This is a genomic window from Pseudomonas chlororaphis subsp. piscium, from assembly GCF_003850345.1.
In the GTDB taxonomy this organism is placed as follows: Bacteria; Pseudomonadota; Gammaproteobacteria; order Pseudomonadales; family Pseudomonadaceae; genus Aquipseudomonas; species Aquipseudomonas piscium.
The window spans coordinates 4376355-4398347 of record NZ_CP027707.1 but is presented as its reverse complement, the minus strand read 5'-3'; the positions used below and the strand labels follow the sequence as shown (position 1 = coordinate 4398347).

Below are 21993 nucleotides of genomic sequence, written 5' to 3'. Positions count from 1 at the left end.
TAATGGATATTCGGAATGGGCATTATTCATGAAGCTGAATTTGCGCCACCTGGATCTCAACCTGCTCTTGGTGTTCGACGCGCTGATGCAGGAGCAGAACCTGTCCCGCGCGGCGGTGCGCCTGAACCTCAGCCAGCCGGCCGTGAGCAACGCCCTGGCGCGCCTGCGCAGCCAGCTCGACGAGCCGCTGTTCATCCGCACCGCCCGGGGCATGCAGCCGACGCCGCGGGCCCATGTGCTGCACGGTTCGGTGCGCCAGGCGTTGCGCCTGTTGCAGGAAGGCCTGGACCCGAGCAGCGAGTTCGACCCGGCGGCGTCCGACCAGACCTTTAGCCTGTCGATGAATGACTACGCCCAGGCGCGCCTGTTGCCTGCGCTGTCGCGACGCCTGCAAAGCGCCGCGCCCAAGGTCCGCCTGGCGGTGCGCAGCGATGCCGCCGATTCCCTGCCGGCCTGGCTGACCACCGGCCTGCTCGACCTGGCAGTGGACTACCTGTATTTCGACGACCCCGACCTCTGCTACCAGCCGCTGCTGGAAGAACAGCTGGTGGTGATCGGCCGTATCGACCACCCGGACTTCGAGCCGCAACTGAGCCTCAAGGCCTATGAACAGAGCCAGCACGTGGCGATTCCGGACCGGGGCGGGCGCGGCTCGCCGCTGGAGATCGTCCTCGGTTCGGCCAAGGTCCAGCGCCATGTGCAGCTGTTCGTCCCGCATTACCTGAGCATTCCCTTGATCGTCGCCCAGTCGGACTTGCTGGGCACAGTGCCGCGGCGCCTGGCGGAGCACTTCTGCGCGCTGATGCCGATCCGCATCGCCGAGCTGCCGCTGGTGGCGCCGCCGGTGCAGGTCAGCCTGATCTGGCATCGCCAGCAGGAGCGAGTTCCGGGGCATCGCTGGCTGCGCGAGGAGATCATCGCCCTGGCTGCCCGGTTCGTGGGGCAGACGGAGCTGTCCGGGCATTGATGACAAAAAACCAACAAAAGATTGGGACGGGTCCGATTGGCATCGTGGACACCGCCTGTATCCTTTGGGGCCCGCTCGATGAGCAGCAGTGCTGACTCAGAGGCGTCAACCCATTGGAGATTGCATGCGTCACTCGATTCTGAACATTGCCCTGGCAGCCAGCTGCCTCTTTGGCTTGGCCGGGCAGACCGCCATGGCAGCGGTGGATGCCAGCCAGTACGTGGAACTCAAGGATGCCGTGCCGCAGGTCGTGCCCGGCAAGATCGAAGTGGTGGAACTGTTTTCCTACGGCTGCGGCCACTGCTACAACCTCGAAGCCTCTATCAACCCCTGGGCGGCAAAGCTTCCCGAGGACGTGAACTTCGTCAAGCTGCCGGCCATGTTCGGCGGGATCTGGGATGTCTACGGCCAGCTGTACCTGACCCTGGCGACCATGGATGCCAAGCCCGAAGTGCACCACGCGGTATTCGAGGCGATCCGCGGCGGCAACCGCCTGAAGACCCCCGAAGCCATGGCCGAGCTGCTCAAGGGGCAGGGCATCGAGCCGGCGAAGTTCCTCGCCACCTACAGCTCCTTCGCCGTGCAGGCCAAGGTGATGGACGCGAAAAAACGCACCGCGGCCTACCAGGTCACCGGCGTACCTTCGCTGGTGGTGGACGGCAAGTACCGCTTTGGCATGACCAGCGATGGCGCCAAGGGCCTGTTCGCGGTGGCGGACCAGTTGATCGCCCAGGTGCGGGCGGCGAAGTAAGCCTTTGATCCCCTGGCCGCTGCCGAGCCTTCAAGGTTCGGCGGCGGCTCCAGGGCATCGAGCGGTAGCCAAAAGGGCATCGATAGCGATGCCCCCCACAAGCATTGTCAGTCCTTGATCAACGGCGCCTGCGGATGCGGGCTCGGGAACGCCTGCTCATAAGCCCGGCACAGGCGCAGCACCTGATCATCGGCAAACCGCGCCCCCACCACATGCAGCCCGACCGGCAAGCCATCCTCGGCGAAGCCGCATGGCACCGACGCGGCCGGTTGCTGGGTCAGGTTGAAGGGGTAGCTGAAGGGCGTCCACTCCATCCATTCGCCCAGGCCGGAACCCGGCGGCACGTTGTGCCCGGCGGCGAAGGCGGTGAGCGGCAGCATGGGCGAGACCAGCAGGTCGTAGCGACTGTGGAACTCGGCCATGTGCGCCACCAGCGCCGCACGGGCTTCCAGGGCCAGGGTGTACTGGTGGAGGCTGATGCCTTCGCCCTGCCGGGCAATGCGCAGCAGGCCCGGGTCGAGCTGCTGGCGTTGCTCCTGGCTCAGTTGCCCGGTCAAGCGCGCGGCGCCGGCGAACCACAGGGTATTGAACAGTTCCAGCGGGTCGCTGAACCCCGGGTCGACCTGCTCGACGTGGGCGCCCAGTTGCGCCAGGCGTTCCACCGCCCTGGCCACCACCCGCGCCACCTGTGGCTGTACCTTCACGTAACCGAAATCGGCGCTGTAGGCGATACGCAGGCCTTTGAGGTCGCTGCGCTCCGGTAGCCAGGGCGTGCTGCGCGGGGCGCCGACCAGGCCGTCGCGGGCATCCGGCCGGGCGACGGTTTGCAGCATCAATACCGCATCGTCGACGGTGCGGGTCATCGGTCCCAGGTGCGAGAGAAGGGTCATGGCGCTGGCCGGCCACTGCGGCACGTAGCCGAAGGTCGGCTTGATCCCGAAGGTGCCGGTGAAGGCGCAGGGAATGCGGATCGAGCCACCGGCATCGCTGCCCTGGTGCAGCACGCCGAGGTTCAGCGACGCCGCGGCGGCCGCGCCACCGGAGGAGCCGCCGGCGGTGGTGCGGGTGTCCCAGGGGTTGCGGGTGATGCCGTACAGCGGGTTGTCGGTCACGCCTTTCCAGCCGAATTCCGGGGTGGTGGTCTTGCCCAGCAGCACCGCGCCGGCGTTGCGCATAAAGGCCGGGAAGGGCGCATCGACATCCCAGGGGCCGCTGGCGGAGGTGGTTTTCGAACCCTTGCGCGTGGGCATGCCACGGGTCAGGGTCAGGTCCTTGATCGAGGCCGGCACGCCGTCCAGCGCGCCGCAGGGCTGGCCCTTGAACCAGCGCTGCTCGGAGGCCTTTGCCGCGTCCAGCGCGCCTTGCGGGTCGACATGGCAATAGGCGTTGACTTGCGGGTTGAAGCGCTCGATGCGCGCCAGGGCATCCTCGGTCACTTCCACCGGCGACAGGCGTTTGTCGCGGTAATGGGCGAGCAGTTCGACGCCGCTCATCTCGGCGATTTCGCTGTGTCGGGTCATGCCGTCGCACCTGTTTGTTGTGCCGCGTTGACCATGGCCCGCAGCAACACCGCGCAACCGTCGGCCAGGTCCTGGGGCGCGGCGTTTTCGATTTCGTTGTGGCTGATGCCGCCTTCGCAGGGCACGAAGATCATCCCCGCCGGGCCCAGCTCGGCGATGAAGATCGCGTCGTGCCCGGCGCCGCTGACGATGTCCATATGGCTCAGGCCCAGCTGTTCGGCGCCCTGGCGCACCGCGGCGACGCAGGCGGGGTCGAAGTCCAGCGGCGGGAAGTCGGCGGTGGCGGTCAGCTCGAAGCCCAGGCCGTGCTGCTGGCAGGTGTCTTCGATCACCTGGCGCACCTCGTCGACCATGGCCTGCAGCTTATCGGCATGCAGGTGGCGCAGGTCGAGGGTCATCTGCACCTGGCCGGGAATCACGTTGCGCGAGCCCGGGTGCAGGCTCAGGCAGCCGACGGTGCCACAGGCGTGGGGCTGTTGTTCATGGGCGATGCGATTGACCGCGCTGATCACCTGGGCGGCGCCCACCAGGGCGTCCTTGCGCAGGTGCATCGGCGTCGGCCCGGCATGGGCCTCGACCCCACTCAGGGTCAGGTCGAACCACTTCTGGCCGAGGCAGCCCATGACCACGCCAATGGTGGTCTGGCGGTCTTCCAGCACCGGACCCTGTTCGATGTGCGCCTCGAAATACGCGCCCACCGGATGGCCGAGCACCGCCCGCGAGCCGGCATAACTGATGCGCTGCAACTCGCTGCCCACCGACAGCCCCTGTTCGTCCTGCTTGCGCAGGGTGTCGTCGAGGTCGAACTTACCGGCGAACACCCCCGAGCCCATCATGCACGGCGGGAAGCGCGAACCTTCTTCGTTGGTCCAGACCACCACCTCGATCGGTGCCTCGGTCTGCAGGCCGAGGTCGTTGAGGGTGCGGATCACCTCCAGGCCGGCCATCACCCCGTAGCAGCCGTCGAACTTGCCGCCGGTGGGCTGGGTGTCGATATGGCTGCCGGTCATCACCGGCGGCAGTTGCGGGTTACGCCCGGCGCGGCGGGCGAAGATATTGCCGATGCCGTCGATGCTGACGCTGCAGCCGGCCTCTTCGCACCAGCGCACGAACAGGTCGCGGGCCTGGCGGTCGAGGTCGGTCAGGGCCAGGCGGCATACGCCGCCCTTGGCGGTGGCGCCCAGTTGAGCGAGGTCCATCAGCGATTGCCAGAGGCGTTCGCGATTGACCAGCGGGGCGCTGTCTTGCAACAGGGGTACGGACACAATCGGACTGTTCATTTCAGCTCTCCCCTCAGGCGCTCAGGGCCAGGTAGCGGTTCTTGATGCTCGGGTCGGCGCGGAAGTCAGCGGCGCTGCCTTGGTAGACCACGCGACCCTGTTCGAGGACGTAATGGCGGTCGGCGAGCTTGTCGCAGACCATCAGGTTCTGCTCCACCAGCAGCACCGGCAGGCCGTCGTCCTTGATCTTGCGCAGGATCTTCACCAGCTCGTCGACGATCACCGGGGCCAGGCCTTCGGTGGGTTCGTCGAGAATCAGCAGTTTGGGATCGTTGAGCAGGGCGCGGGCGATGGCGAGCATCTGCTGCTCGCCGCCGGACAGCGCGTGGCCGGCGTTTTTGCGCCGTTCCTTGAGGCGCGGGAACATGCCGTAGACATCCTCCAGCTGCCAGCGGCTGCTCTTGCGCTGGGCGATGCGCAGGTTCTCCTCGACGCTGAGCAAGCGGAAGATGCCGCGGTGCTCCGGTACCAGCGCCAGGCCCTGGCGGGCGATCTCGAAGATCTTCTTGCCCACCAGCTCCTGGCCGTTGAAGCGGATCTGCCCCTGGCGCGGGCAGATGATCCCGAGGATGCTGCGCAGGGTGGTGGTCTTGCCCGCGCCGTTGCGCCCCAGCAGGGTCACCAGTTCGCCGGCGTTGACCTGCAGCGAGACGCCTTCGAGGACGTGGCTCTTGTCGTAGTAGGAATGGATATTCTCGACGGTCAGCATCAGGCGGCTTCTCCCAGGTAGGCGCTGCGCACGCGCTCGTCGGCGCGGACGAATTCTGGCGTGCCTTCGACCAGGATCTGGCCGTGGCTCATGACGGTGATGCGTTGGCTGATGGACATGACGATGCTCATGTTGTGCTCGATCAGCAGCACCGTGTGGTCGCGGCCCAGGTCGCTGATCAGCTGGGTCATGATCGGGATGTCGTCGATGCCCATGCCGGAGGTCGGCTCGTCGAGCATCAGCAGCTTCGGCCTGGAGCAGATCGACATGCCGACTTCCAGCACCCGCTGCTGGCCGTGGGACAGCTCGCCGGCGAGGGTGTCGGCGCGTGCCGTCAGTTGCAGGCGTTCGAGCACCTGGTCGGCCATCTCCAGGTGTTCGCGGCGGCTGTCGAGGTGGCGCCAGAAGTTCAGCGCCGCCAGGCCATCGCGACCCTGGGCGGCCAGGCGCAGGTTTTCCCGCACGCTGAGGTTCTGGAACAGGCTGGTCAACTGGAACGAACGGGCCATGCCCAGGCCGACCCGGCCGTGGGCCGGCTTCTTGATGATGTTCTTGCCGTTGAACAGGATCGCCCCTGCGGTGGCCTGGCGTTCGCCGGTCAGGCAGTGGAACAGGCTGGTCTTGCCGGCGCCGTTGGGACCGATGATGGTGTGGATGGTGCCGGCCTCGACCTTCAGGTTGACGCCGTTGACCGCGTGGAAGGCGCCGTAGGCCAGCTCCAGGTCCTGGGTTTGCAGCAGGTACTGCGCGGGGCTGCTCATGACAGTTTCTCCTCGGTCGGCAGGGCCGCCTTGCGTGGCCTCAGGATGCGTTCGAACAGGCTCGACAAGCCGCCCCACAAACCACCGCGCATGAAGATCACCACCAGGATCAGGATGATTCCCAGCAGCATCAGCCAGCGTGGCCAGAGTTCGGAGAGGAACTCGCCGAGCAGCACGATGGAACCGGCGCCCAGCAGGGAGCCGAACAGCGAGCCGGTGCCGCCGACTATGGTCATGATCAGGATGTTTTCCGACATCGCCAGGTCGATGCTCGACAGCGGCACGAAATGCAGGAGCATGGCGTACAGCGCCCCGGCGATCCCGGTGACCGCGCCGGACAGCATGAACACCAGGATCTTGAAGTGCCGGGTGTCGTAGCCGATGGCGGCGGCGCGGGTTTCGTTCTCGCGGATCGCCATCAGCGTGCTGCCGAACGGCGAGGCGATCACCCGCCGGGCGCCGATGAAGATCAGCAGGAACAGCACCGCGACAAAGGCGTAGAAGTAGCGCGCGTCGCTCAGCGACAGCAGCACCGTGTCGCCGATGCGGATCTCCGGGCGCGGCACGCTGAGCAGGCCATTGTCGCCGCCGGTCCAGTCGCTCAGGGTGTAGGCGATGAAGTAGGCCATCTGGCTGAACGCCAGGGTCAGCATCACGAAGTAGATACCGGTGCGCCGGATCGCCAGGGCGCCCACCAGCAACGCCAGCAGCGCGCCCACCAGGGCCGCGCCGAAGAGGGCGCTGAACAGCCCCAGTTGCAGGTGGATCATCAGCAGCGCGGCGCAGTAGGCCCCGGCGCCGAAGAAGATGCCCTGGCCGAACGACAGCAGGCCGGTGTAGCCCAGCAGCAGGTTACAGGCCAGCGCCGCGAGGGCGAAGATCAGGATCTCGCTGGCCAGGGTCGCCGATGGCAACACCAGCGGCAGGCCGATCAGTACCGCGACCACCAGCCACGGCAGGGCGCGCGACTGGGTCTTGGCGAACGGCAGGGGATTTTTCTCGCTCATGTTCATGCTCTCCCGAACAGGCCGTAGGGACGGACCAGAATCACCGCCGCCATGGCGCCGTAGATCATCAGGCTGGCGCCTTGCGGCCAGAGGGTGGTCATCAGGCTCTGCACCACGCCCACCAGCAGGCCGCCCACCAGGGCGCCGCTGAACGAACCCATGCCGCCGATCACCACCACCACGAAGGCGACCCCGAGGATTTCCGGGCCGACAAAGGGCTGGGCGCCACGCAACGGGGCGAACAGCACCCCGGCGATCCCGGCCAGGGCCACGCCGAGGGCGAAGGTCATGGAGAACAGGCGGAAGATGTTGGTGCCCAGCAGCGACACGGTCTCGGTGCTTTCGCTGCCGGCGCGCACCAGGGCGCCGAAGCGCGTGCGCTCCAGCAGCAGCCACAGCGCCAGCCCCACCAGTGCCGAGAAGACAATGAGGAACAGGCGGTAGTAGGGGTAGACGAAGTCGCCGACGATCAGTACGCCGCGCAGCAGTTCCGGCACCGCGACGCTTTTGCCGACGGGGCCCCAGATCAGCACGCTGGCTTCCTGGATGATCAGCGCGATGCCCAGGGTCACCAGGATCTGGAAGGTGTGGGGCAGGTGGTAGATGCGCTGGATCAGCAATCGCTCGATGGCCCAGGCCAGGGCCGCGACCACCAGCGGCGCGACCAGCAGCGCCAGCCAGAAGCTGCCGGTGAGGCTGACGGCGGTGTAGCAGATGTAGGCCCCGAGCAGGAAGAACGCGCCGTGGGCGAAATTGACGAAGTTCAGCAGGCCGAAAATGATCGTCAGGCCCACCGCGATCAGGAAGTAGATCATCCCCAGGCCGAGGCCATTGAGGATCTGGAACAGGTAAAGATTGAGCATGCAGGTACCCTCGACAGGGGGCCGGCGACTGTTGTCGTCGGGCGGCCCGCTGCCTCTAGCCAGCGATGAAAAGGTCGGTCGGGGTCAGGCCAGGTTGCAGCCGGTGGCGCCGGCATCCGGGAACGAGCGCCCGGAACTGAGCACTTCGGCCAGGTCGTCCTTGTCGCGCATGCTGGCCGTGGCCTTGCCCTGCAGCAGGTAGTAATCCTTGATTACCTGGTGGTCGCCGGCGCGGATGCTTTCCTCGCCGGTCGGCCCCTGGTACGTCAGGCCTTGCATGGCCTTGGCCACGGTCGCGCCGTCGAAACTGCCGGTGGCGACTATGGTGTCGAGCATGATCTTGGTGCCGATGTAGTCGGCGGCCAGCGGGTAGGTAGGGTTGATGCCGTACTTGGCCTGGGTCAGCTTGACCAGATCGCGGTTGAGCGGGGTGTCGACCTGGTGCCAGTACTGCGCGCCGAGATAGACGCCTTCGAGCACGTCGCTGCCCAGCTCCTGGAACTGGTCGAGCCCGGCGGACCACACCAGCAGCACTTTCATGCGTTCCTTGATGCCGAAGTTCACCGCCTGGCGCAAGGCGTTGGAGGACTGGCTGCCGAAGTTGAGCAGCACCAGCACGTCGGGCTGGGCGGCGATGGCGTTGGTCAGGTAGCCGGAGAACTCCTGTTCCTGCAACGAGTGATAGCTGTTGCCAACGTGCTCGATGCCATGCTCGGCGCACACCTGTTTGGCGCCGGCCAGCAGCGCTTCGCCGAATACGTATTGCGGGGTGATGGTGTACCAGCGCTTGGCCTCGGGCAGGCGCTTGATCAGCGGCACCATGGTTTCGCGAATGGCGCCGTAGGTCGGCACCGACCAGCGAAAGGTCGAGGCATTGCAGTCCTTGCCAGTGACTTCGTCGGCGCCCACCGGGGTCATGAACACGCCGTTGACCTTGCCCACTTCCTTGGCCACCGCCAGCGCCGAAGACGACAGGGTGCAGCCCTGGAAGAATCGCGCGCCGTCCTGGGCAATCGCCTCCTGGACCTTGCGCACCGCCTTGCCGGCGTTGCCTTCGGTGTCGATCACCTTGTAGTTCAGCGGGCGGCCGAGCAGGGTCGGGTACTGTTCCACCGCCAGGCGCGAGCCCATGTCGGCGAACTTGCCGTAGCTGGCGAAGGCGCCGGACATCGACTTGAGCCCGTAGAAGGTAAAGGGGTCGGCGGCAAAGGCGTTGCGCACCCCCAGCGGAAGGCTGAGGGCTCCGGCAACGGTCAGACTGGCTTTCAACAACGTACGACGCTGCATGGGGTAACTCCCTGGTTTAGTTATTGGCAGGAGTGGCAATGGCAAAACGGCGCAGCAGCCTGTGTTCAGGCTTTGTTATTGGCGAAGCGGCGGTGGCGGGTGCGGCGGTTATCAGTGGTGGTGATCGAACTCCAGCAGGAAGTGTTGGGTGACCTCGCCCTCGAGGGCGCTCATATGGTGTTCGGCGTCGCACATGTGTTCGTGCATCAGCTGGCGTACCGCGGCTTCGTCCTCGGCTTTGAAGGCCAGCAACAGGCGCTTGTGGTAATCGAGGTTGGCGGCGTCGAACTGCTTGCGCTTGGGCTTGTAGGCCTTCTTCAGCACCACCAGGTCGCGCAGCAGGTCGTTGAGGAACTGCGCCATGAAACTCAGCAGTGGGTTGGGGCAGGCGCGGCCCAGCAGGTTGTGGAATTCCAGCTCGGCGATGCGCTGTTCGCGCTGGCCGGCCTCGCTGTCTTCCGGGGCGCTGCAGAAGTCGATATTGGCCTGCAGCGCCTCAAAGTCGTCGGCGCTGAGGCGGCCGATCACCGACACCGCCAGCTCCACTTCGATGACCTTGCGCAGCTGGTACACCTGCTCGCCGTCCATCTGCTGGAAGTGCAGGTAATTGCGCAGGGCTCGGCTCGCCGGCTCAGTGCCGGCCTGGTTCAGGTAGGCGCCGCCGCTGGGGCCGGTGCGGGTGTTGACCAGCCCTTCGACCTCCAGCGCCTTGAGCGCTTCGCGGGCCGACCCCTTGGAACACTGGAAGCTTTCCATCAGCTCGCGCTCGGTCGGCAAGCGGTCGCCGGGACGCAGGGCGTTGATCACGATGGAGCGTTTGACCGACTCGACAATCACGTCGGAAAGCTTCTGGCGTTTGCGGCGAACAGGTCGTTTGAGCATGTTTTCGATTTATCGTATTAATGCGGATAAATAGTACTTAATAGGGCTGGACGCGGTGCGTCAATCATCCTGGGGACGAGGTGTCGTTTTCGATGCGGGAGGGTCGTAATCAGAACCCGGGCGAGTGGAGGCGAGGCACTTGTCTTCGTCCTGTGCCAGGTCTTGTCCAGCCACTAAGCTGATGGCAGGTCATGCAGTCATAGAGGGGAAGAACCCATGATTCAGTGCAAACGCGCCTACGAGCCGGCGAGCCCCGACGACGGTTATCGGGTGCTGGTGGACCGGCTGTGGCCGCGCAACTGTCGCAAGGAGCAGTTGCCGCTGGATGAGTGGTTGAAAGACCTGGCGCCGTCCACCGGATTGCGTCGCGCCTTCAAGTCCGGCGAGCTGGATTTCGCCAGCTTCCGCAGCCGTTACCGCCAGGAGCTGACAGCCCGCCCCGAGCATTGGTGGGCGTTGCTGGAGCGCGCGCAAAAGGGCCGCTTGACCCTGGTGTACTCGGCCCATGATGAAGCGCACAACAATGCCCGGGTGCTGGCCGAGTGGCTGGAAGACGAGCTGGACCGCCAGGGCGAGGGGAGTTCGCCGGTGTGTTACGCGCACCTGTCGCCGCCTGAGTGAAGGCGCTGGGTTTCAGGGGCGTTTCAACATCACATAGGCCTCGCCACCACGCCGGTCGTGCATCAGCAGGAAGGTCTGCTTGTCGAGGGTGATTTGCGCCGGCAGGTTCTGCGCCACCGGGGTGCTGGAAAACTGCTCGGCTATCTTGAGAAATTGCGCGGTCAGGGTCTTGTCCCCCTGCGACGGTGTGGTCACCGCGCATTGCTTGCCTTTCTGCACCTGGACCCCAAGGCTGTGGTCCGGCCTGAGCCCCATCCGCGCATACCCGGCATCGTTCAGCCTGGCGATGCCATAGCCTTTGGCCGCGCTGTCGGCCCCGGCGAAGGAGGGCGCGGACTTCAGGCAGATATCGCGAAAGGCCAGCACGCCTTCGGCGATGGCCGCCGGTTCCTTGTCGATGACTTCGGGCGGGCTGGCGCAGCCGGCCAACAGGGCCAGGGCCAGGCTCAAAGGGCTCAGGATCGTGCGGTTCATCGGGCCTCCCAGGCATTCGCGGGGCATGTTTATAGCCTAGCCAAGCTTCTGCCTGTGGGAGGACCTGGGCGACGGGAGCCTTACAGGCGTCGCTGAAAGAAGCGGCTCAGTTGAACCCGACCGACCACCGGTTCACCGTTTCTGGCTCATGGCGCTGGCTCGGGTCGGTTTCGTAATTGCACTGGGGGCCGCTGCAGGCGTGTTCCAGGGTGATCGGCGCCTTGAACTCCAGGTGGAACCTGCTGGGTTCCGGCTCCGCCGCCGGGCCGGCCGTCGCCTCTGTCAGGGCGGGCGCCGGGTAGCTCAGGTCCAGGCCTTCGGCCTGTGCCGGCAGGGCCAATACGCTGAGCACAAGGCTCGCCAGGAGGGTTTTGTCGCTGGACATCATGGGTACCGCGTTTACACAAAAGGGTTGCCGAGTATAACGAGCGTCTCCCCGGAAATTTAAGCCGAAGGCTCTATCACGGGGCTTGTGCGGCAATGGGTCGCGGTTGGCGCCTCGCAGCATGAAACATTTGTCATGGGCCGCCGGCGCCGCCAGCCCCTACACTGGCTTTCACCTCCATGGCTCACGGACACCCCCATGACGGCAGCAGCGGCGGCAAGCATCCTCGAAACGGTCGAAGGCCAGCGCCTCAATGGCCCGGCGGGCGAACCCTGGCGCGAGTGGGGGCCGTACCTGAGCGAGCGGCAGTGGGGCACGGTGCGCGAGGACTACAGCGCCGATGGCGATGCCTGGGCCTACTTGCCCCACGACCATGCCCGCAGCCGGGCCTACCGCTGGGGCGAGGACGGGCTGGCGGGGTTCTCCGACAAGGCCCAGCACTGGTGCCTGGGGCTGGCCCTGTGGAACGAGCGCGACAGCATTCTCAAGGAGCGCCTGTTCGGCCTGAACAACGCCGAGGGCAATCACGGCGAAGACGTCAAGGAGCTGTATTTCTACCTCGATGGCGTGCCCAGCCATGCCTATATGCGCATGCTCTACAAATACCCGCAGGCGGCCTTTCCCTATGAGGACCTGCTGCGGGAAAACGCCCGGCGCGGCCTGGACGATACCGAGTACGAGATCCTCGACACCGGGGTGTTCGAGGACGACCGCTACTTCGACGTGACGGTGGAATACGCCAAGCACGCGGTCGACGACATCTTCATGCGGGTCACCGTACACAACCGCTTTCACCAGCCGGCGCGCCTGCGGGTCTTGCCCCAGGTCTGGGCGCGCAATACCTGGAGCTGGGGCGGCGATTCGCGCAAGCCGAGCCTGCGCCTGGAGGGCGAGCGACTGCTGGCCCGGCATCCGCGCTGTTCGCCGATGCAGGTCACGGCCTGGGGGCCGGAGCCTTGCGAGTGGCTGTTCTGCAACAACGAAACCAACTTCCCGAAGCTCGATGGCCTCGCCACGCCCGGCCCGTTCAAGGACGGGATCAACGACTACCTGCTGGGTGGCGCCAGCACTGCCATTGCCCGCGACGGCGGGACCCGCGCCGCCGCCCACTTCAGCCTGGAGCTGGCCGGGCTGGAGAGCAAAAGCCTGTATCTGCGTTTTGCCCCGGCCGGTTCGACCCAGGTCAGCGCCCGAACGCTGTTTGCACAACGACGGGCCGAGGCCGACGAGTTCTACGCCGCGCTGCAACAGGGCATCGCCGATGCCGACGCGCGTAATGTGCAGCGCCAGGCCCTGGCCGGGCTGCTGTGGTCCAAGCAACTCTACGATTTCGATGTCAACCGCTGGCTTGATGGCGACCCTGGCCAGCCCGCGCCACCGGCGCCCCACGCCCATCTGCGCAACAGCCATTGGCGGCACCTGGCGAACTTCGACATCGTGGCCATGCCCGACACCTGGGAATACCCCTGGTACGCCTCCTGGGACCTGGGTTTCCAGGCGGTGGCCCTGGCCTTGATCGATCCGGGGTTCGCCAAGCACCAGCTGTTGCTGCTGGTCAAGGACCGCTTCATGCACCCCAATGGGCAATTGCCGGCCTACGAGTGGCGCTTCGACGACGCCAACCCGCCGGTGCACGCCTGGGCCAGCTGGCGGGTGTACCAGCGGGAAAAAGCCCTGACCGGCCAGGGCGACATGGACTTTCTCGAGCGGATCTTCCACAAGCTGCTGCTGAATTTTTCCTGGTGGGTCAACCGCAAGGACGCCGAGGGGCGCAACCTGTTCCAGGGCGGTTTCCTCGGCCTCGACAACATCGCGCTGTTCGACCGCTCGGCGCCCTTGCCGCCGGGTTACACCCTGGACCAGGCTGACGGCACTGCCTGGGTCGCGGCCTACGCCCTGGACCTGATGCGCATTGCCCTGGAGCTGGCCAGGCGCAACCCGGTGTACGTGGATATCGCGGTGAAGTTCTTCGAGCACTTCCTGTACATCGCCGGGGCCATCAACCGGCTGGATAACAGCGACGCAGGGCTGTGGGACGAGCAGGACCGGTTCTTCTACGACGTGCTGCATCGCCCCGACGGCGGCAACGAACCGCTGCGCCTGCGCTCCATCGTCGGCCTGATGCCGCTGTTCGCCGTGCAGGTGCTGGAGCAGCATGAACACGAATGCCTGCCGGGGCTGCGTGAGCGCCTGCTGGAGTTCATGCACCATCGGCCGGACCTGGCCAGCCTGGTGTCGCGCTGGAACGAACCGGGGCAGGGCAATCGCCTGTTGCTCGCCCTGCTGCGCGGCGAGCGCACCAAGGACTTGCTCAAGCGCATGCTCGACGAGGCGGAGTTTCTCTCCGACTTCGGTATCCGTTCGCTGTCCAGGGTCTTCGCCGAACACCCCTTCGCCCTGCAGGTCGACGGTCATCAGCTGCGCGCCCGGTACGCGCCGGCCGATTCCGACTCACGACTGTATGGCGGCAACTCCAACTGGCGCGGGCCGCTGTGGATGCCGATCAACTACATGCTGATTGAGTCTCTACGTGAGTTTCATCGCTACTACGCCGACAACTTCTCGGTGGAATACCCCAGCGGTTCCGGCTACCTGGCATCCCTGGAGGAAGTCGCCGACAGTCTGAGCCAGCGCTTGACCCGCCTGTTCCTGCGCGACGAGGACGGGCGGCGCCCGTCGATGTGCGCCTACGCGCAATTGCAGGCCGACCCCCGGGACCGGGAGCTGCTGCTGTTCCATGAGTACTTCCACGGCGACACCGGCCGCGGCCTGGGGGCCAGCCACCAGACCGGCTGGACGGCGCTGGTGGCATTGTTGTTGCAGCCCGGGGCCTAGTCAGCAACACCGACGGGCGAGGAGGCTGGTGGATTAACTAAAGGGACTTTTGTCGAGAAAGGCGTAGCCGCTGCCCGCCCGTTTGAGCAAAAGTAACTGAAAGACCTGGCCCGCTTGGGGCTGATAACGATGAGTCGTTATGGATGTTTGTCTCTGGGCTTCTCAAATGTGATGCAGGTTTTTGTAACTATATGGGGGCGGGTTTTTTGTGAAGATCGATACGCGGATTCCTATTGTTAATGGCGATTTTTATCTGGGGCCGTTGTTAATTTCCCATGTGGCGAGCTGGTACGAGTATCTGACGGATGAGCGGGTCAATCGTTATACCAGTTGGAATCTGCAGAGCCTGGCGGAGCTTGAGGAACTGGTTCACTTCTATAACTCTGGGAGCCCTGGAGGAGCGGTACGTTTCGGAGTATTCAGTGTCAGTACCCACGAACTGGTTGGCACGGTAGGGCTGCACTCGTTTTCGATAAAGGATGGTCGCGCGGAAATAGCCTATGACGTCAGGCCCGAGTTCTGGCGGCGAGGGATCGCTCGCGCGGCTTGTGGCGCCCTGGCCGGGTTGGCGCTCGGCAAGTGGAAATTGCAGCGTGTCCAGGCAACCCTGCTGGACGAGAACATTGGTTCGGCGAAAGTGCTGCAGCGGTGTGGGTTCGAGTTCGAAGGCGTGATGCGTAAATACCGGGTGCTCAGGGGCGTTGCCCGGGATTACCACCTTTACTCGCGGGTCGTTGAGGCGTGATGAGGCGCTTGCCCTGAAGCACATTTTCTGTGGCGTTGCTGGAGTCCTTGAAGCCGTCTTTCAGATCGTTGGCGGCCGATTTCTGATCGACGGATACAAAGGGCGTAAGGGTGGTCATCAGGATGAACGAGATGAACCACATAGCCGCTGTCGGGTTTTTCAGGACCGGCAAATGGGGGTAGATGTAGCCGCTGCCTGCGCCAGCGGCTACCACGCTTGTGCCGATCAGGCACTCAAGGTGTCTGGCTGCGGCACCGCCCAATCCTCGATCAACCGCTGCGGGGTGCAGCAGGTCTTGCGCTTGTAGACGAAGCCTGCGCATTTCTCGGCGAAGCCGTGGCGGTTCTGCACCATGTCCAGGTGCATCTGTTCCAGCTCGGCGTTGCGGCAATGTTGCATCAGCTGCGGGTCGGCGTTGGCCTTGCGCTCGCGCAGGGCCTGGTACTTCGGCTCGGTCAGTACCGCGTTGGCCCGTTGCAGCAGCCACAGGCCGAATTCGTCGGGGCAGCGCGGGCCGACTTCCTGGACCATGCCCATCTGCAGGGCCTGGAAGGCGTTGATCGGCAGGCATTCCTCGGTGAGCTTGTGTGCCATGGCGTGGCCGACGGCGCGGGGCAGGCTGTAGGTCCAGTATTCCGAGCCGTACAGGCCCATGCTCTTGTAGTGCGGGTTGTAGAGGGTATTGGCCCGGGCCAGCACCACATCGGCCGCCAGGGCCAGCATCAGGCCGCCGGCCCCGGCGTTGCCGGTGAGGCCGCTGACCACCAGCTGGCGGGCGCTGAGCAGCTCCTTGCAGACGTCGTCGATGGCCTGGATGTTGTTCCAGGCTTCCAGGCCCGGCACCGGTGCGGCCTGGATCACGTTGAGGTGCACGCCGTTGCAGAACGCGCCACGCCCGCCCTTGAACAGCAACACTTTGGTGTCCCGGGCCTTGGCCCATTGCAGCGCGCTGACCAGGCGCTGGCAGTGCTCGGTGCTCATGGCGCCGTTGTAGAACTCGAAGGTCAGCTCGCCGACATGGCCCGACTCGCGGTAGCGGATCGGCTGGTAGGCCTCGTCGCTGAACGGCTCGCTGGCGACCGACCAGTCCAGGTGGGGCACGCCGTCCAGTTGGCCGGCCAGCACATGGCGGGCCGGCAGCTTGAAGTGTTCCGTGCCCGGCCGGGCCTTGCGCTTGAGGGAGCCGATCCACAGGCTGCGGTCGCCGCAGGCCACCAGCACCGCATCGTCGTGCACCGCCAGCAACTCGCCGGGGGTGCCGCTGCGGCTATCCAGGTGCGCGTCATACAGGTAGTACTGGCCGCCGGCGAGGCTGGCCAGGACTCCGGGCTGGCCATCGGCGGCGTCGATGCAGCGCTTGATGAAGTTGGCGCTGTCGTGCCAGCTGAAGCTGCGGTCGTCCTGTTTCATGTTCGGTTGCAGGCGGCCGCGCACCTGCGGCTTGCTGTAGTCCAGGGGGACAGGGACGAACTCGCTGCCGAACTTCTCCACCACATCGCGAATGCAGTAGATCGCCGCATCGGCCACCGGCCCGTTGTACAGCTCGGACTTGCGTACCTGCGCTGGCACCTTGAATTCCCAGGTGGACCAGACCGGCCCGGCGTCCATTTCTTCCACCGCCTGCAGGGCGGTGACGCCCCAGCGCTCGAGGTTGTTGCTGATGGCCCAGTCCAGGGCGCTGGCGCCGCGGTCGCCGACGATGCCCGGGTGGATGATGATCACCGGACGGGTCGGGTGGCGCCACAGTTGCTCGGGCACCCGGTCCTTGAGGAAGGGGCAGATCACCAGATCGGCATCGGCCTGTTCGATCTGCCGGCAGACTTCGTCTTCGCTGGTGAACAGCACCACGCTAGGGCGGTGGCCGGACTGGCGCAGGTCCAGCCAGGCGCGCTGGGTGAGACCGTTGAAGGCGGTGGACAGCAGAATGATCTTCAGCGATTGCATAACGACTCTTCCTTGAAGGTGAAGCGGGGCCGGCCGTTCCGAAAAGCCGTCCCTGGCCGATGGAGGCGCCAGAGTAGAGAGGACCTTTGGGGGTACTGCTGACCGAGATCAATCAAGTGCGTCGCGCGGTGTAGCGAGGTGCCGGATTACATATATTCGTTAGTTAGCCTGGGTAAATTTTTAATTACTTCCAAATGGATTCAGCCCTGTTGCACAGTCGCTCCCCTAATCCTGGGTCGGCAATGTCCCGACCCAGCCAGATGATTTCGGGATGGGGGAGCTGTCTCGTGAGGGAGCAAGGCATGGGTGCGAATCAGAGCCCTCATTACTCACTGATCGGGCAGATGTTCAAACGCGACTATCAGTGGCTGTGCGCCTCGGTGGGTCGCGTCCTGGGCTGCCATCACAGCGCCCAGGACATCGCCTCGGAAACCTTCGTGCGGGTGCTGGCCCTGCCGGACCCTGCGGCCATCCGCGAGCCTCGGGCGCTGCTGACCACCATTGCCCGGCGCCTGGTCTACGAAGGCTGGCGACGCCAGGACCTGGAGCGCGCCTACCTGGAAAGCCTGGCCCTGGCGCCGACGCCGGTGCACCCGTCACCCGAGGAGCGGGCACTGGTGATCGAAGCGCTGCTGGCGGTGGACCGCTTGCTCAACGGTTTGTCCGCCAAGGCCAAGGCAGCCTTTCTCTACCATCAGCTCGACGGCTTGACCTACGCCGAAATCGGCCAGCAGCTGGGGGTGTCCACCAGTCGCGTCCAGCAGTACATGGCCGAGGCGTTCAAGCGGTGTTATCAGGCGATGGTCGACGCATGAGCCGTCCGCGCGCGAACGAGGCGCTGGTGGATGAAGCCGCGCAATGGATGGCGCTCCTGCAATCGGGGCAGATGAACGCCCAGGAATGCCAGGCATTCCACGACTGGCGCGCCGCCGACCCCCAGCACGAGCAGATCATCGCGCTGATGGGCGGTGGCCTGGGGGCGTTGCGCAGCCAGGCCTTGCGCAACCTGTCCCGGGACAGCCTGCTGCACAGCCTGAATGCGCCGTCGAGCCGCCGGCGCTTTATCGGCGGCAGCCTGAGTGTGATGGCCCTGGCCTTGGCCGCGACCTTGCTCGGCCGACGCTACGGCCTGCTGCCCGAGGCGGGCGCCCTGTACACCGGCACCGGCGAGCGCCGCGACTTCACCCTGGCCGACGGCAGCGCCCTGACCCTCAATGCCCGCAGCCAGGTCGTGACCCGTTTCGATGCCCAACAGCGGCTGTTGCAGTTGCGCAACGGACAGTTGCTGGTGGACGTGGCCAAGGAACCGCAGCGCCCCTTCGTGGTGGAAACCGAACACGGGCGCATGCGGGCCCTGGGCACGAAGTTCCTGGTGGAGCGCGGCGAGGACTGGACGCGCCTGGTGATGCTGCACTCGCAGGTCGAGGTGCTCACCGCCAGTGGCGCACGGCAGGTGGTCGAGGCTGGCGAAAGCCTGCGTTTCGACGGGCAGCGGCTGTTGTTGCTGGAGCGTGCCAAGGGCCATGAAAGCGCCTGGACCTCGGGGGTATTCGAGGCCCGCGACCGGCCCCTGAGCGAGGTGGTCGACAGCTTGCGTGGCTACCGGCGCGGCATCATCCGCCTCAGCCCCCAGGTGGCCGACTTGCGCTTGAGCGGCATCTACCCGCTGGACGACAGCGACCGCAGCCTGCAGCTGCTCGAGCGTTCGCTGCCAATCCGCGTCAGCTACCACAGCTCGTACTGGGTCAGCATCGAGCCGCGCTGAAGGGCGTGGTTATAACCCCATAGCCCCTTGGCCTAAGCGCCACCCTATAAAAACCCATCGGTCACTGCTCATTCCCTGCAACCGCATTCAACAGGGAATTGTCCATGCACTCATCGATCCTTTTCCACCCGCAGCGCCGACCACTGGCGTGCCTGTCACTGGCGTTGGCCCTGGCGTTCGGCGCTTGTGGCAGCGCTGCCTGGGCCCAGCAGGCAGAGACCAGGCCGATCACCTTCGACATTTCCGCCGGCCCGCTGGACGAGGTGCTGCTGGATATCTCGCGGCAGACCGGGGTGCCGATTTCCTTCAGCCAGGACCTGGTGCAGGGCAAGCGCAGCCCGGCCATTCGTGGCGCCCTGGGCGGCCAGCAGGCGGTGGACAAGGCCCTGCAAGGCAGTGGCCTGGAGGCTCAGCACAGCGAGCAGGGGCTGACCATTCGCAACGCCCCGGCCAGTGCCAAGGCCAGCCCTAAAGTCAGCGCCGTGGCGCCGGTTCGCGCGGCGGACCCGCAACTGGAAAAAGTCACGGTGACCGGCTCGCGCATCGCCCGCGGCCAGTCCGACGGCGCCACCCCGGTGAACGTCATCACCCATGAGGAGATGGAGGCCCGCGGTTACCGCAACGTCTACGATGCCCTGGCGACCCAGACACAAAACACCGGCATGACCCAGGGCGAGGACTACGGCAACACCTTCCAGCCCGCGGCCAGCGCCCTCAACCTGCGGGGGCTGGGGCCCAACCACACGCTGGTGCTGATCAACGGCCGGCGAGTGGCGGACTACCCGACGGCCTATGACGGCCGGGTCAATTTCACCAACCTGGCCAATATTCCTTCGGCGATCATCGACCGCATCGAGATTCTCAGCAGCGGCGCCTCGGCGATCTACGGTTCCGATGCGATCGCCGGGGTGGTCAACATCATCCTCAAGGAGAAGGCCAGCGGCATCGACGTCAACCTGCGTGGCGGTACCACCGAGCGTGGTGGCGGCGACAACCAGCGCCTGCAGATCAGCGGCGGTGGCAGCTGGGGGAATTTCGACGGCCTGTTCGGCCTGGAGCTGACCCAGCGCGATCCGATCTGGAACGACGATCGCGGCTTCATGAAAAACGGGCCGGTCCAGGATGTCGGTTACCGGCGCAACCTCGACACTGGCAAGTACATCGGCCCCGGTTGCGGCGCCTATCCGGGGGTCTTTGGCAATCACCTCAGCGGCAGCGGCGGGCGCTGCACCACCGACCAGTCCTACAACGATTACCGGACCCTGCAGACGCAAAAGGAAAACTACGACGGCTACACCCGTGGCACCTGGCATTTCAGCGACAGCGGCAAGGCCTTCGCCGACCTGATGTATGGCCTGGACCATATCCAGAACAACACCCGCGGGCCGAGCTTCACCTCGCCGGATTTCATCAACCAGAACAGCGGCAATCTGGAGCGCTGGTTCCGGCGTTTCTCCGAGGAGGAAATCGGCGGCCGCACCAGCAACAACAGCAAGTGGCGCGACACCTCCTGGACCGGCACCCTGGGTCTGTCCGACCGGATCGCCGACACGGCCTGGAGCTATGAGCTGGCGGCCAACCGTTCGGAGTACCGCAGCGTGCGCACCACCCGCTATACCCCGTCGGCCACTATCCGCGATTTCTACCTGGGCCCGCAGTTGGGCGAGCAGGGTGGTTATCCAGTGTTCGCCCCGGATGCCTCGCGCCTTGACCGGCCGCTGACCGAGGAGGAGTGGCGGCAGTTTCGCCGCAACCTGAGCCAGACCAGCAAGTCGGTGTCGCAGAGCTACAACGCCTCGCTCAATGGCGAGCTGTTCGACTTGCCAGCCGGGCCGGTGGGCTTCGCCGGCATCCTGGAACTGGGCAAGCAGGAATACCGCATCGACCCGGACGACGGGCTCAACGACGGCAGCTTCTACGGCACCACCCCGGCGCAGAGCTCCGGTGGCTCACGCAAGCGCTACGCCGCCGGCGGCGAGTTCAGCGTGCCGATCAGCGACAGCCTGCTGGCGTCGCTGGCGGGACGCTGGGACCAATACAAATTCAGCGGTCGCACCGAGCAACAGAAGACCTACAACCTGGGCCTGGAATGGCGCCCGCTGAACAGCCTGCTGTTGCGCGGCAGCTACGGCACCAGCTTCCGCGCCCCGGACCTGAACTACATCTACCAGGCCGACACCAACGGCTACATACCGGACCAGATCGACTACTACGGTTGCAGCCAGGGCGTGGAGGGCACCTGCGATCGCGGGCGGGTGGACTACACCCAGAGCGGCACCGCCGACCTCAAGTCCGAGCGGGGCAAGTCCTGGACCTACGGTTTTGTCTGGTCGCCGTCGCGCAACTTCGATGTGTCGGTGGATTACTGGCGCGTGCAGATCGAAGACCTGCTGACCACCGTCGACCAGAACCGCCTGCTGCAGGAAGAGAACGCCTGCCGCAGTGGTGCCATGGACATCAACTCGGCCGCTTGCCAGGCGACCCTGGCGCGGATCCAGCGCAACCCGGGCACTGCCGCGGTGGACCCGAACCGCTTGCAGCGGGTGCAGCTCAACGCGATCAACGCCGCCAGCGAACGGGTCAGCGGGCTCGACCTGAAAAGCAATATCCGCTGGGGCGCCGGGGAGTACGGGGCCTTCAGTTCGACCCTGGGCTACACCCTGGTGCTCTCGCATTACTACAAGGAATCGGACGACGCACCGACCCAGGACTGGCGCGTGGACCGCAGCAATCACGACTGGCGCAGCAAGGCGAACGCCAGCCTGACCTGGGATTACCAGCACTACACCGCAACCCTGCTGGGCATCCGCTACGGCAGCGTCACCAACGGCAGCGCCGACGGGCGCGTGTCGCCCTGGACGGTGTTCAACGCCAGCGCCCGCTACAAGGTCAACGACCGCGCCAGCGTCGGCCTGACCGTCAACAACCTGCTGAACCAGGTCAAGCGCGACGACTCCGCCGGCTGGCCGTATTACCCCGTCGGCAACTACGACCCCTATGGCCGGCAGTGGTGGCTGGATCTGAGCTATCACTTTGGCGGTTGATCCCTCCGCCGGAGGAGTCTTCTGTAGGAGCGAAGCTTGCTCGCGATAGCGGTGGGTCTGATACGACGCCATCGCGAGCAAGCTTCGCTCCTACAGGAATGATGAACGAGCATAAGCTCATCACCCAACGGTCTAGATCGGCCTCTATAAAAA

At 65.4% G+C, this 21993-nt stretch carries 19 protein-coding genes; 8 read left to right on the top strand and 11 right to left on the bottom strand.

The genetic code is table 11. The annotated features are described in order from the left end of the window. The first annotated feature begins 28 nt into the window (after nt 1-28). Both bsrA and C4K38_RS19760 read left to right on the top strand, forming a co-directional pair. Nucleotides 29-967 carry a LysR family transcriptional regulator BsrA gene (bsrA, locus tag C4K38_RS19765; RefSeq protein ID WP_053279827.1) on the top strand — a complete coding sequence of 313 codons (939 nt, stop codon included), beginning with the start codon at nt 29-31 and terminating at the stop codon, nt 965-967. Between the two features lie 124 nt (nt 968-1091). Further along, complete coding sequence (locus C4K38_RS19760; protein ID WP_053279826.1) at nt 1092-1718, top strand: thiol:disulfide interchange protein DsbA/DsbL; 627 nt, start codon at nt 1092-1094, stop codon at nt 1716-1718. 107 nt (nt 1719-1825) lie between these two features. Here C4K38_RS19760 and C4K38_RS19755 read toward each other — a convergent pair whose 3' ends face one another. The 8 genes from C4K38_RS19755 to C4K38_RS19720 form a co-directional block, all read right to left on the bottom strand. After that, on the bottom strand, nt 1826-3238 hold the full coding sequence (locus C4K38_RS19755) for an amidase (RefSeq protein WP_053279825.1): 1413 nt from the start codon (nt 3236-3238) through the stop codon (nt 1826-1828). After that, nucleotides 3235-4518 (bottom strand): Zn-dependent hydrolase, encoded by a 1284-nt coding sequence (locus C4K38_RS19750; RefSeq protein ID WP_053279824.1) that lies wholly within the window; start codon nt 4516-4518, stop codon nt 3235-3237. The genes C4K38_RS19755 and C4K38_RS19750 overlap by 4 nt, the downstream gene beginning before the upstream one ends. A gap of 13 nt (nt 4519-4531) precedes the next feature. Next, complete coding sequence (locus tag C4K38_RS19745; RefSeq protein WP_053279823.1) at nt 4532-5227, bottom strand: ABC transporter ATP-binding protein; 696 nt, start codon at nt 5225-5227, stop codon at nt 4532-4534. After that, nucleotides 5227-5988: an ABC transporter ATP-binding protein gene (locus C4K38_RS19740; RefSeq protein WP_053279822.1), complete on the bottom strand. Its 762-nt coding sequence runs from the start codon at nt 5986-5988 to the stop codon at nt 5227-5229. Before C4K38_RS19740 ends, C4K38_RS19745 begins: the two co-directional genes overlap by 1 nt. Then, entirely contained in the window at nt 5985-6995 is a 1011-nt protein-coding gene (locus C4K38_RS19735; protein ID WP_025804508.1) for a branched-chain amino acid ABC transporter permease, read from the bottom strand. The genes C4K38_RS19740 and C4K38_RS19735 overlap by 4 nt, the downstream gene beginning before the upstream one ends. Nucleotides 6996-6997: 2 nt before the next feature. Beyond that, nucleotides 6998-7858, bottom strand: a complete 861-nt coding sequence (locus tag C4K38_RS19730) for a branched-chain amino acid ABC transporter permease (protein WP_009044477.1) — start codon at nt 7856-7858, stop codon at nt 6998-7000. Between the two features lie 84 nt (nt 7859-7942). Then, nucleotides 7943-9145 carry an ABC transporter substrate-binding protein gene (locus C4K38_RS19725; protein WP_053279821.1) on the bottom strand — a complete coding sequence of 401 codons (1203 nt, stop codon included), beginning with the start codon at nt 9143-9145 and terminating at the stop codon, nt 7943-7945. A gap of 111 nt (nt 9146-9256) precedes the next feature. Beyond that, on the bottom strand, nt 9257-10027 hold the full coding sequence (locus tag C4K38_RS19720) for a FadR/GntR family transcriptional regulator (protein WP_009049687.1): 771 nt from the start codon (nt 10025-10027) through the stop codon (nt 9257-9259). 216 nt (nt 10028-10243) lie between these two features. On the opposite strand from C4K38_RS19720, the gene C4K38_RS19715 reads away from it, so the two are divergent. After that, the gene (locus C4K38_RS19715; RefSeq protein WP_053279820.1) at nt 10244-10648 is read left to right on the top strand and encodes a DUF488 domain-containing protein; all 405 of its coding nucleotides are present in this window, start codon (nt 10244-10246) and stop codon (nt 10646-10648) included. Between the two features lie 12 nt (nt 10649-10660). On the opposite strand, the gene C4K38_RS19710 is transcribed toward C4K38_RS19715, so the two are convergent. Beyond that, nucleotides 10661-11122, bottom strand: coding sequence for a hypothetical protein (locus tag C4K38_RS19710; protein WP_053279819.1), 462 nt, complete (start codon nt 11120-11122; stop codon nt 10661-10663). A 106-nt stretch (nt 11123-11228) separates the two neighbouring features. Then, the gene (locus tag C4K38_RS19705) at nt 11229-11507 is read right to left on the bottom strand and encodes a hypothetical protein (protein WP_231998521.1); all 279 of its coding nucleotides are present in this window, start codon (nt 11505-11507) and stop codon (nt 11229-11231) included. Between the two features lie 198 nt (nt 11508-11705). Between C4K38_RS19705 and C4K38_RS19700 the strand changes: the two genes are divergently transcribed. Together C4K38_RS19700 and C4K38_RS19695 are read left to right on the top strand one after the other, a co-directional pair. Then, a complete protein-coding gene (locus tag C4K38_RS19700; protein ID WP_053279817.1) occupies nt 11706-14342 on the top strand; it encodes an MGH1-like glycoside hydrolase domain-containing protein in 2637 nt (878 codons plus the stop codon). A 208-nt stretch (nt 14343-14550) separates the two neighbouring features. Next, nucleotides 14551-15087: a GNAT family N-acetyltransferase gene (locus C4K38_RS19695; RefSeq protein ID WP_053279816.1), complete on the top strand. Its 537-nt coding sequence runs from the start codon at nt 14551-14553 to the stop codon at nt 15085-15087. 225 nt (nt 15088-15312) lie between these two features. On the opposite strand, the gene C4K38_RS19690 is transcribed toward C4K38_RS19695, so the two are convergent. After that, a complete protein-coding gene (locus tag C4K38_RS19690) occupies nt 15313-17031 on the bottom strand; it encodes a hydrogenase maturation protein (protein ID WP_053279815.1) in 1719 nt (572 codons plus the stop codon). Nucleotides 17032-17333: 302 nt separating this feature from the next. On the opposite strand from C4K38_RS19690, the gene C4K38_RS19685 reads away from it, so the two are divergent. The 3 genes from C4K38_RS19685 to C4K38_RS19675 all read left to right on the top strand — a co-directional run bounded on the left by C4K38_RS19685 (nt 17334) and on the right by C4K38_RS19675 (nt 21840). Next, a complete protein-coding gene (locus C4K38_RS19685; protein WP_053279814.1) occupies nt 17334-17846 on the top strand; it encodes a sigma-70 family RNA polymerase sigma factor in 513 nt (170 codons plus the stop codon). Then, nucleotides 17843-18796, top strand: coding sequence for a FecR domain-containing protein (locus tag C4K38_RS19680; RefSeq protein WP_053279813.1), 954 nt, complete (start codon nt 17843-17845; stop codon nt 18794-18796). The genes C4K38_RS19685 and C4K38_RS19680 overlap by 4 nt, the downstream gene beginning before the upstream one ends. Before the next feature lie 104 nt (nt 18797-18900). Beyond that, the gene (locus tag C4K38_RS19675; RefSeq protein ID WP_053279812.1) at nt 18901-21840 is read left to right on the top strand and encodes a TonB-dependent receptor; all 2940 of its coding nucleotides are present in this window, start codon (nt 18901-18903) and stop codon (nt 21838-21840) included. Nucleotides 21841-21993: the final 153 nt, after the last annotated feature.

Excerpts from the sequence above, each read along its gene's own strand:
- C4K38_RS19700 (WP_053279817.1), top strand. The coding sequence starts at position 11,706 with ATGACGGCAGCAGCGGCGGCAAGCATCCTCGAAACGGTCGAAGGCCAG.
- C4K38_RS19715 (WP_053279820.1), top strand. The coding sequence starts at position 10,244 with ATGATTCAGTGCAAACGCGCCTACGAGCCGGCGAGCCCCGACGACGGT.
- C4K38_RS19755 (WP_053279825.1), bottom strand. The coding sequence starts at position 3,238 with ATGACCCGACACAGCGAAATCGCCGAGATGAGCGGCGTCGAACTGCTC.
- C4K38_RS19750 (WP_053279824.1), bottom strand. The coding sequence starts at position 4,518 with ATGAACAGTCCGATTGTGTCCGTACCCCTGTTGCAAGACAGCGCCCCG.
- C4K38_RS19685 (WP_053279814.1), top strand. The coding sequence starts at position 17,334 with ATGGGTGCGAATCAGAGCCCTCATTACTCACTGATCGGGCAGATGTTC.
- bsrA (WP_053279827.1), top strand. The coding sequence starts at position 29 with ATGAAGCTGAATTTGCGCCACCTGGATCTCAACCTGCTCTTGGTGTTC.
- C4K38_RS19705 (WP_231998521.1), bottom strand. The coding sequence starts at position 11,507 with ATGTCCAGCGACAAAACCCTCCTGGCGAGCCTTGTGCTCAGCGTATTG.
- C4K38_RS19740 (WP_053279822.1), bottom strand. The coding sequence starts at position 5,988 with ATGAGCAGCCCCGCGCAGTACCTGCTGCAAACCCAGGACCTGGAGCTG.
- C4K38_RS19720 (WP_009049687.1), bottom strand. The coding sequence starts at position 10,027 with ATGCTCAAACGACCTGTTCGCCGCAAACGCCAGAAGCTTTCCGACGTG.
- C4K38_RS19730 (WP_009044477.1), bottom strand. The coding sequence starts at position 7,858 with ATGCTCAATCTTTACCTGTTCCAGATCCTCAATGGCCTCGGCCTGGGG.
- C4K38_RS19760 (WP_053279826.1), top strand. The coding sequence starts at position 1,092 with ATGCGTCACTCGATTCTGAACATTGCCCTGGCAGCCAGCTGCCTCTTT.
- C4K38_RS19735 (WP_025804508.1), bottom strand. The coding sequence starts at position 6,995 with ATGAGCGAGAAAAATCCCCTGCCGTTCGCCAAGACCCAGTCGCGCGCC.
- C4K38_RS19725 (WP_053279821.1), bottom strand. The coding sequence starts at position 9,145 with ATGCAGCGTCGTACGTTGTTGAAAGCCAGTCTGACCGTTGCCGGAGCC.
- C4K38_RS19710 (WP_053279819.1), bottom strand. The coding sequence starts at position 11,122 with ATGAACCGCACGATCCTGAGCCCTTTGAGCCTGGCCCTGGCCCTGTTG.
- C4K38_RS19675 (WP_053279812.1), top strand. The coding sequence starts at position 18,901 with ATGCACTCATCGATCCTTTTCCACCCGCAGCGCCGACCACTGGCGTGC.
- C4K38_RS19680 (WP_053279813.1), top strand. The coding sequence starts at position 17,843 with ATGAGCCGTCCGCGCGCGAACGAGGCGCTGGTGGATGAAGCCGCGCAA.
- C4K38_RS19745 (WP_053279823.1), bottom strand. The coding sequence starts at position 5,227 with ATGCTGACCGTCGAGAATATCCATTCCTACTACGACAAGAGCCACGTC.
- C4K38_RS19690 (WP_053279815.1), bottom strand. The coding sequence starts at position 17,031 with ATGCAATCGCTGAAGATCATTCTGCTGTCCACCGCCTTCAACGGTCTC.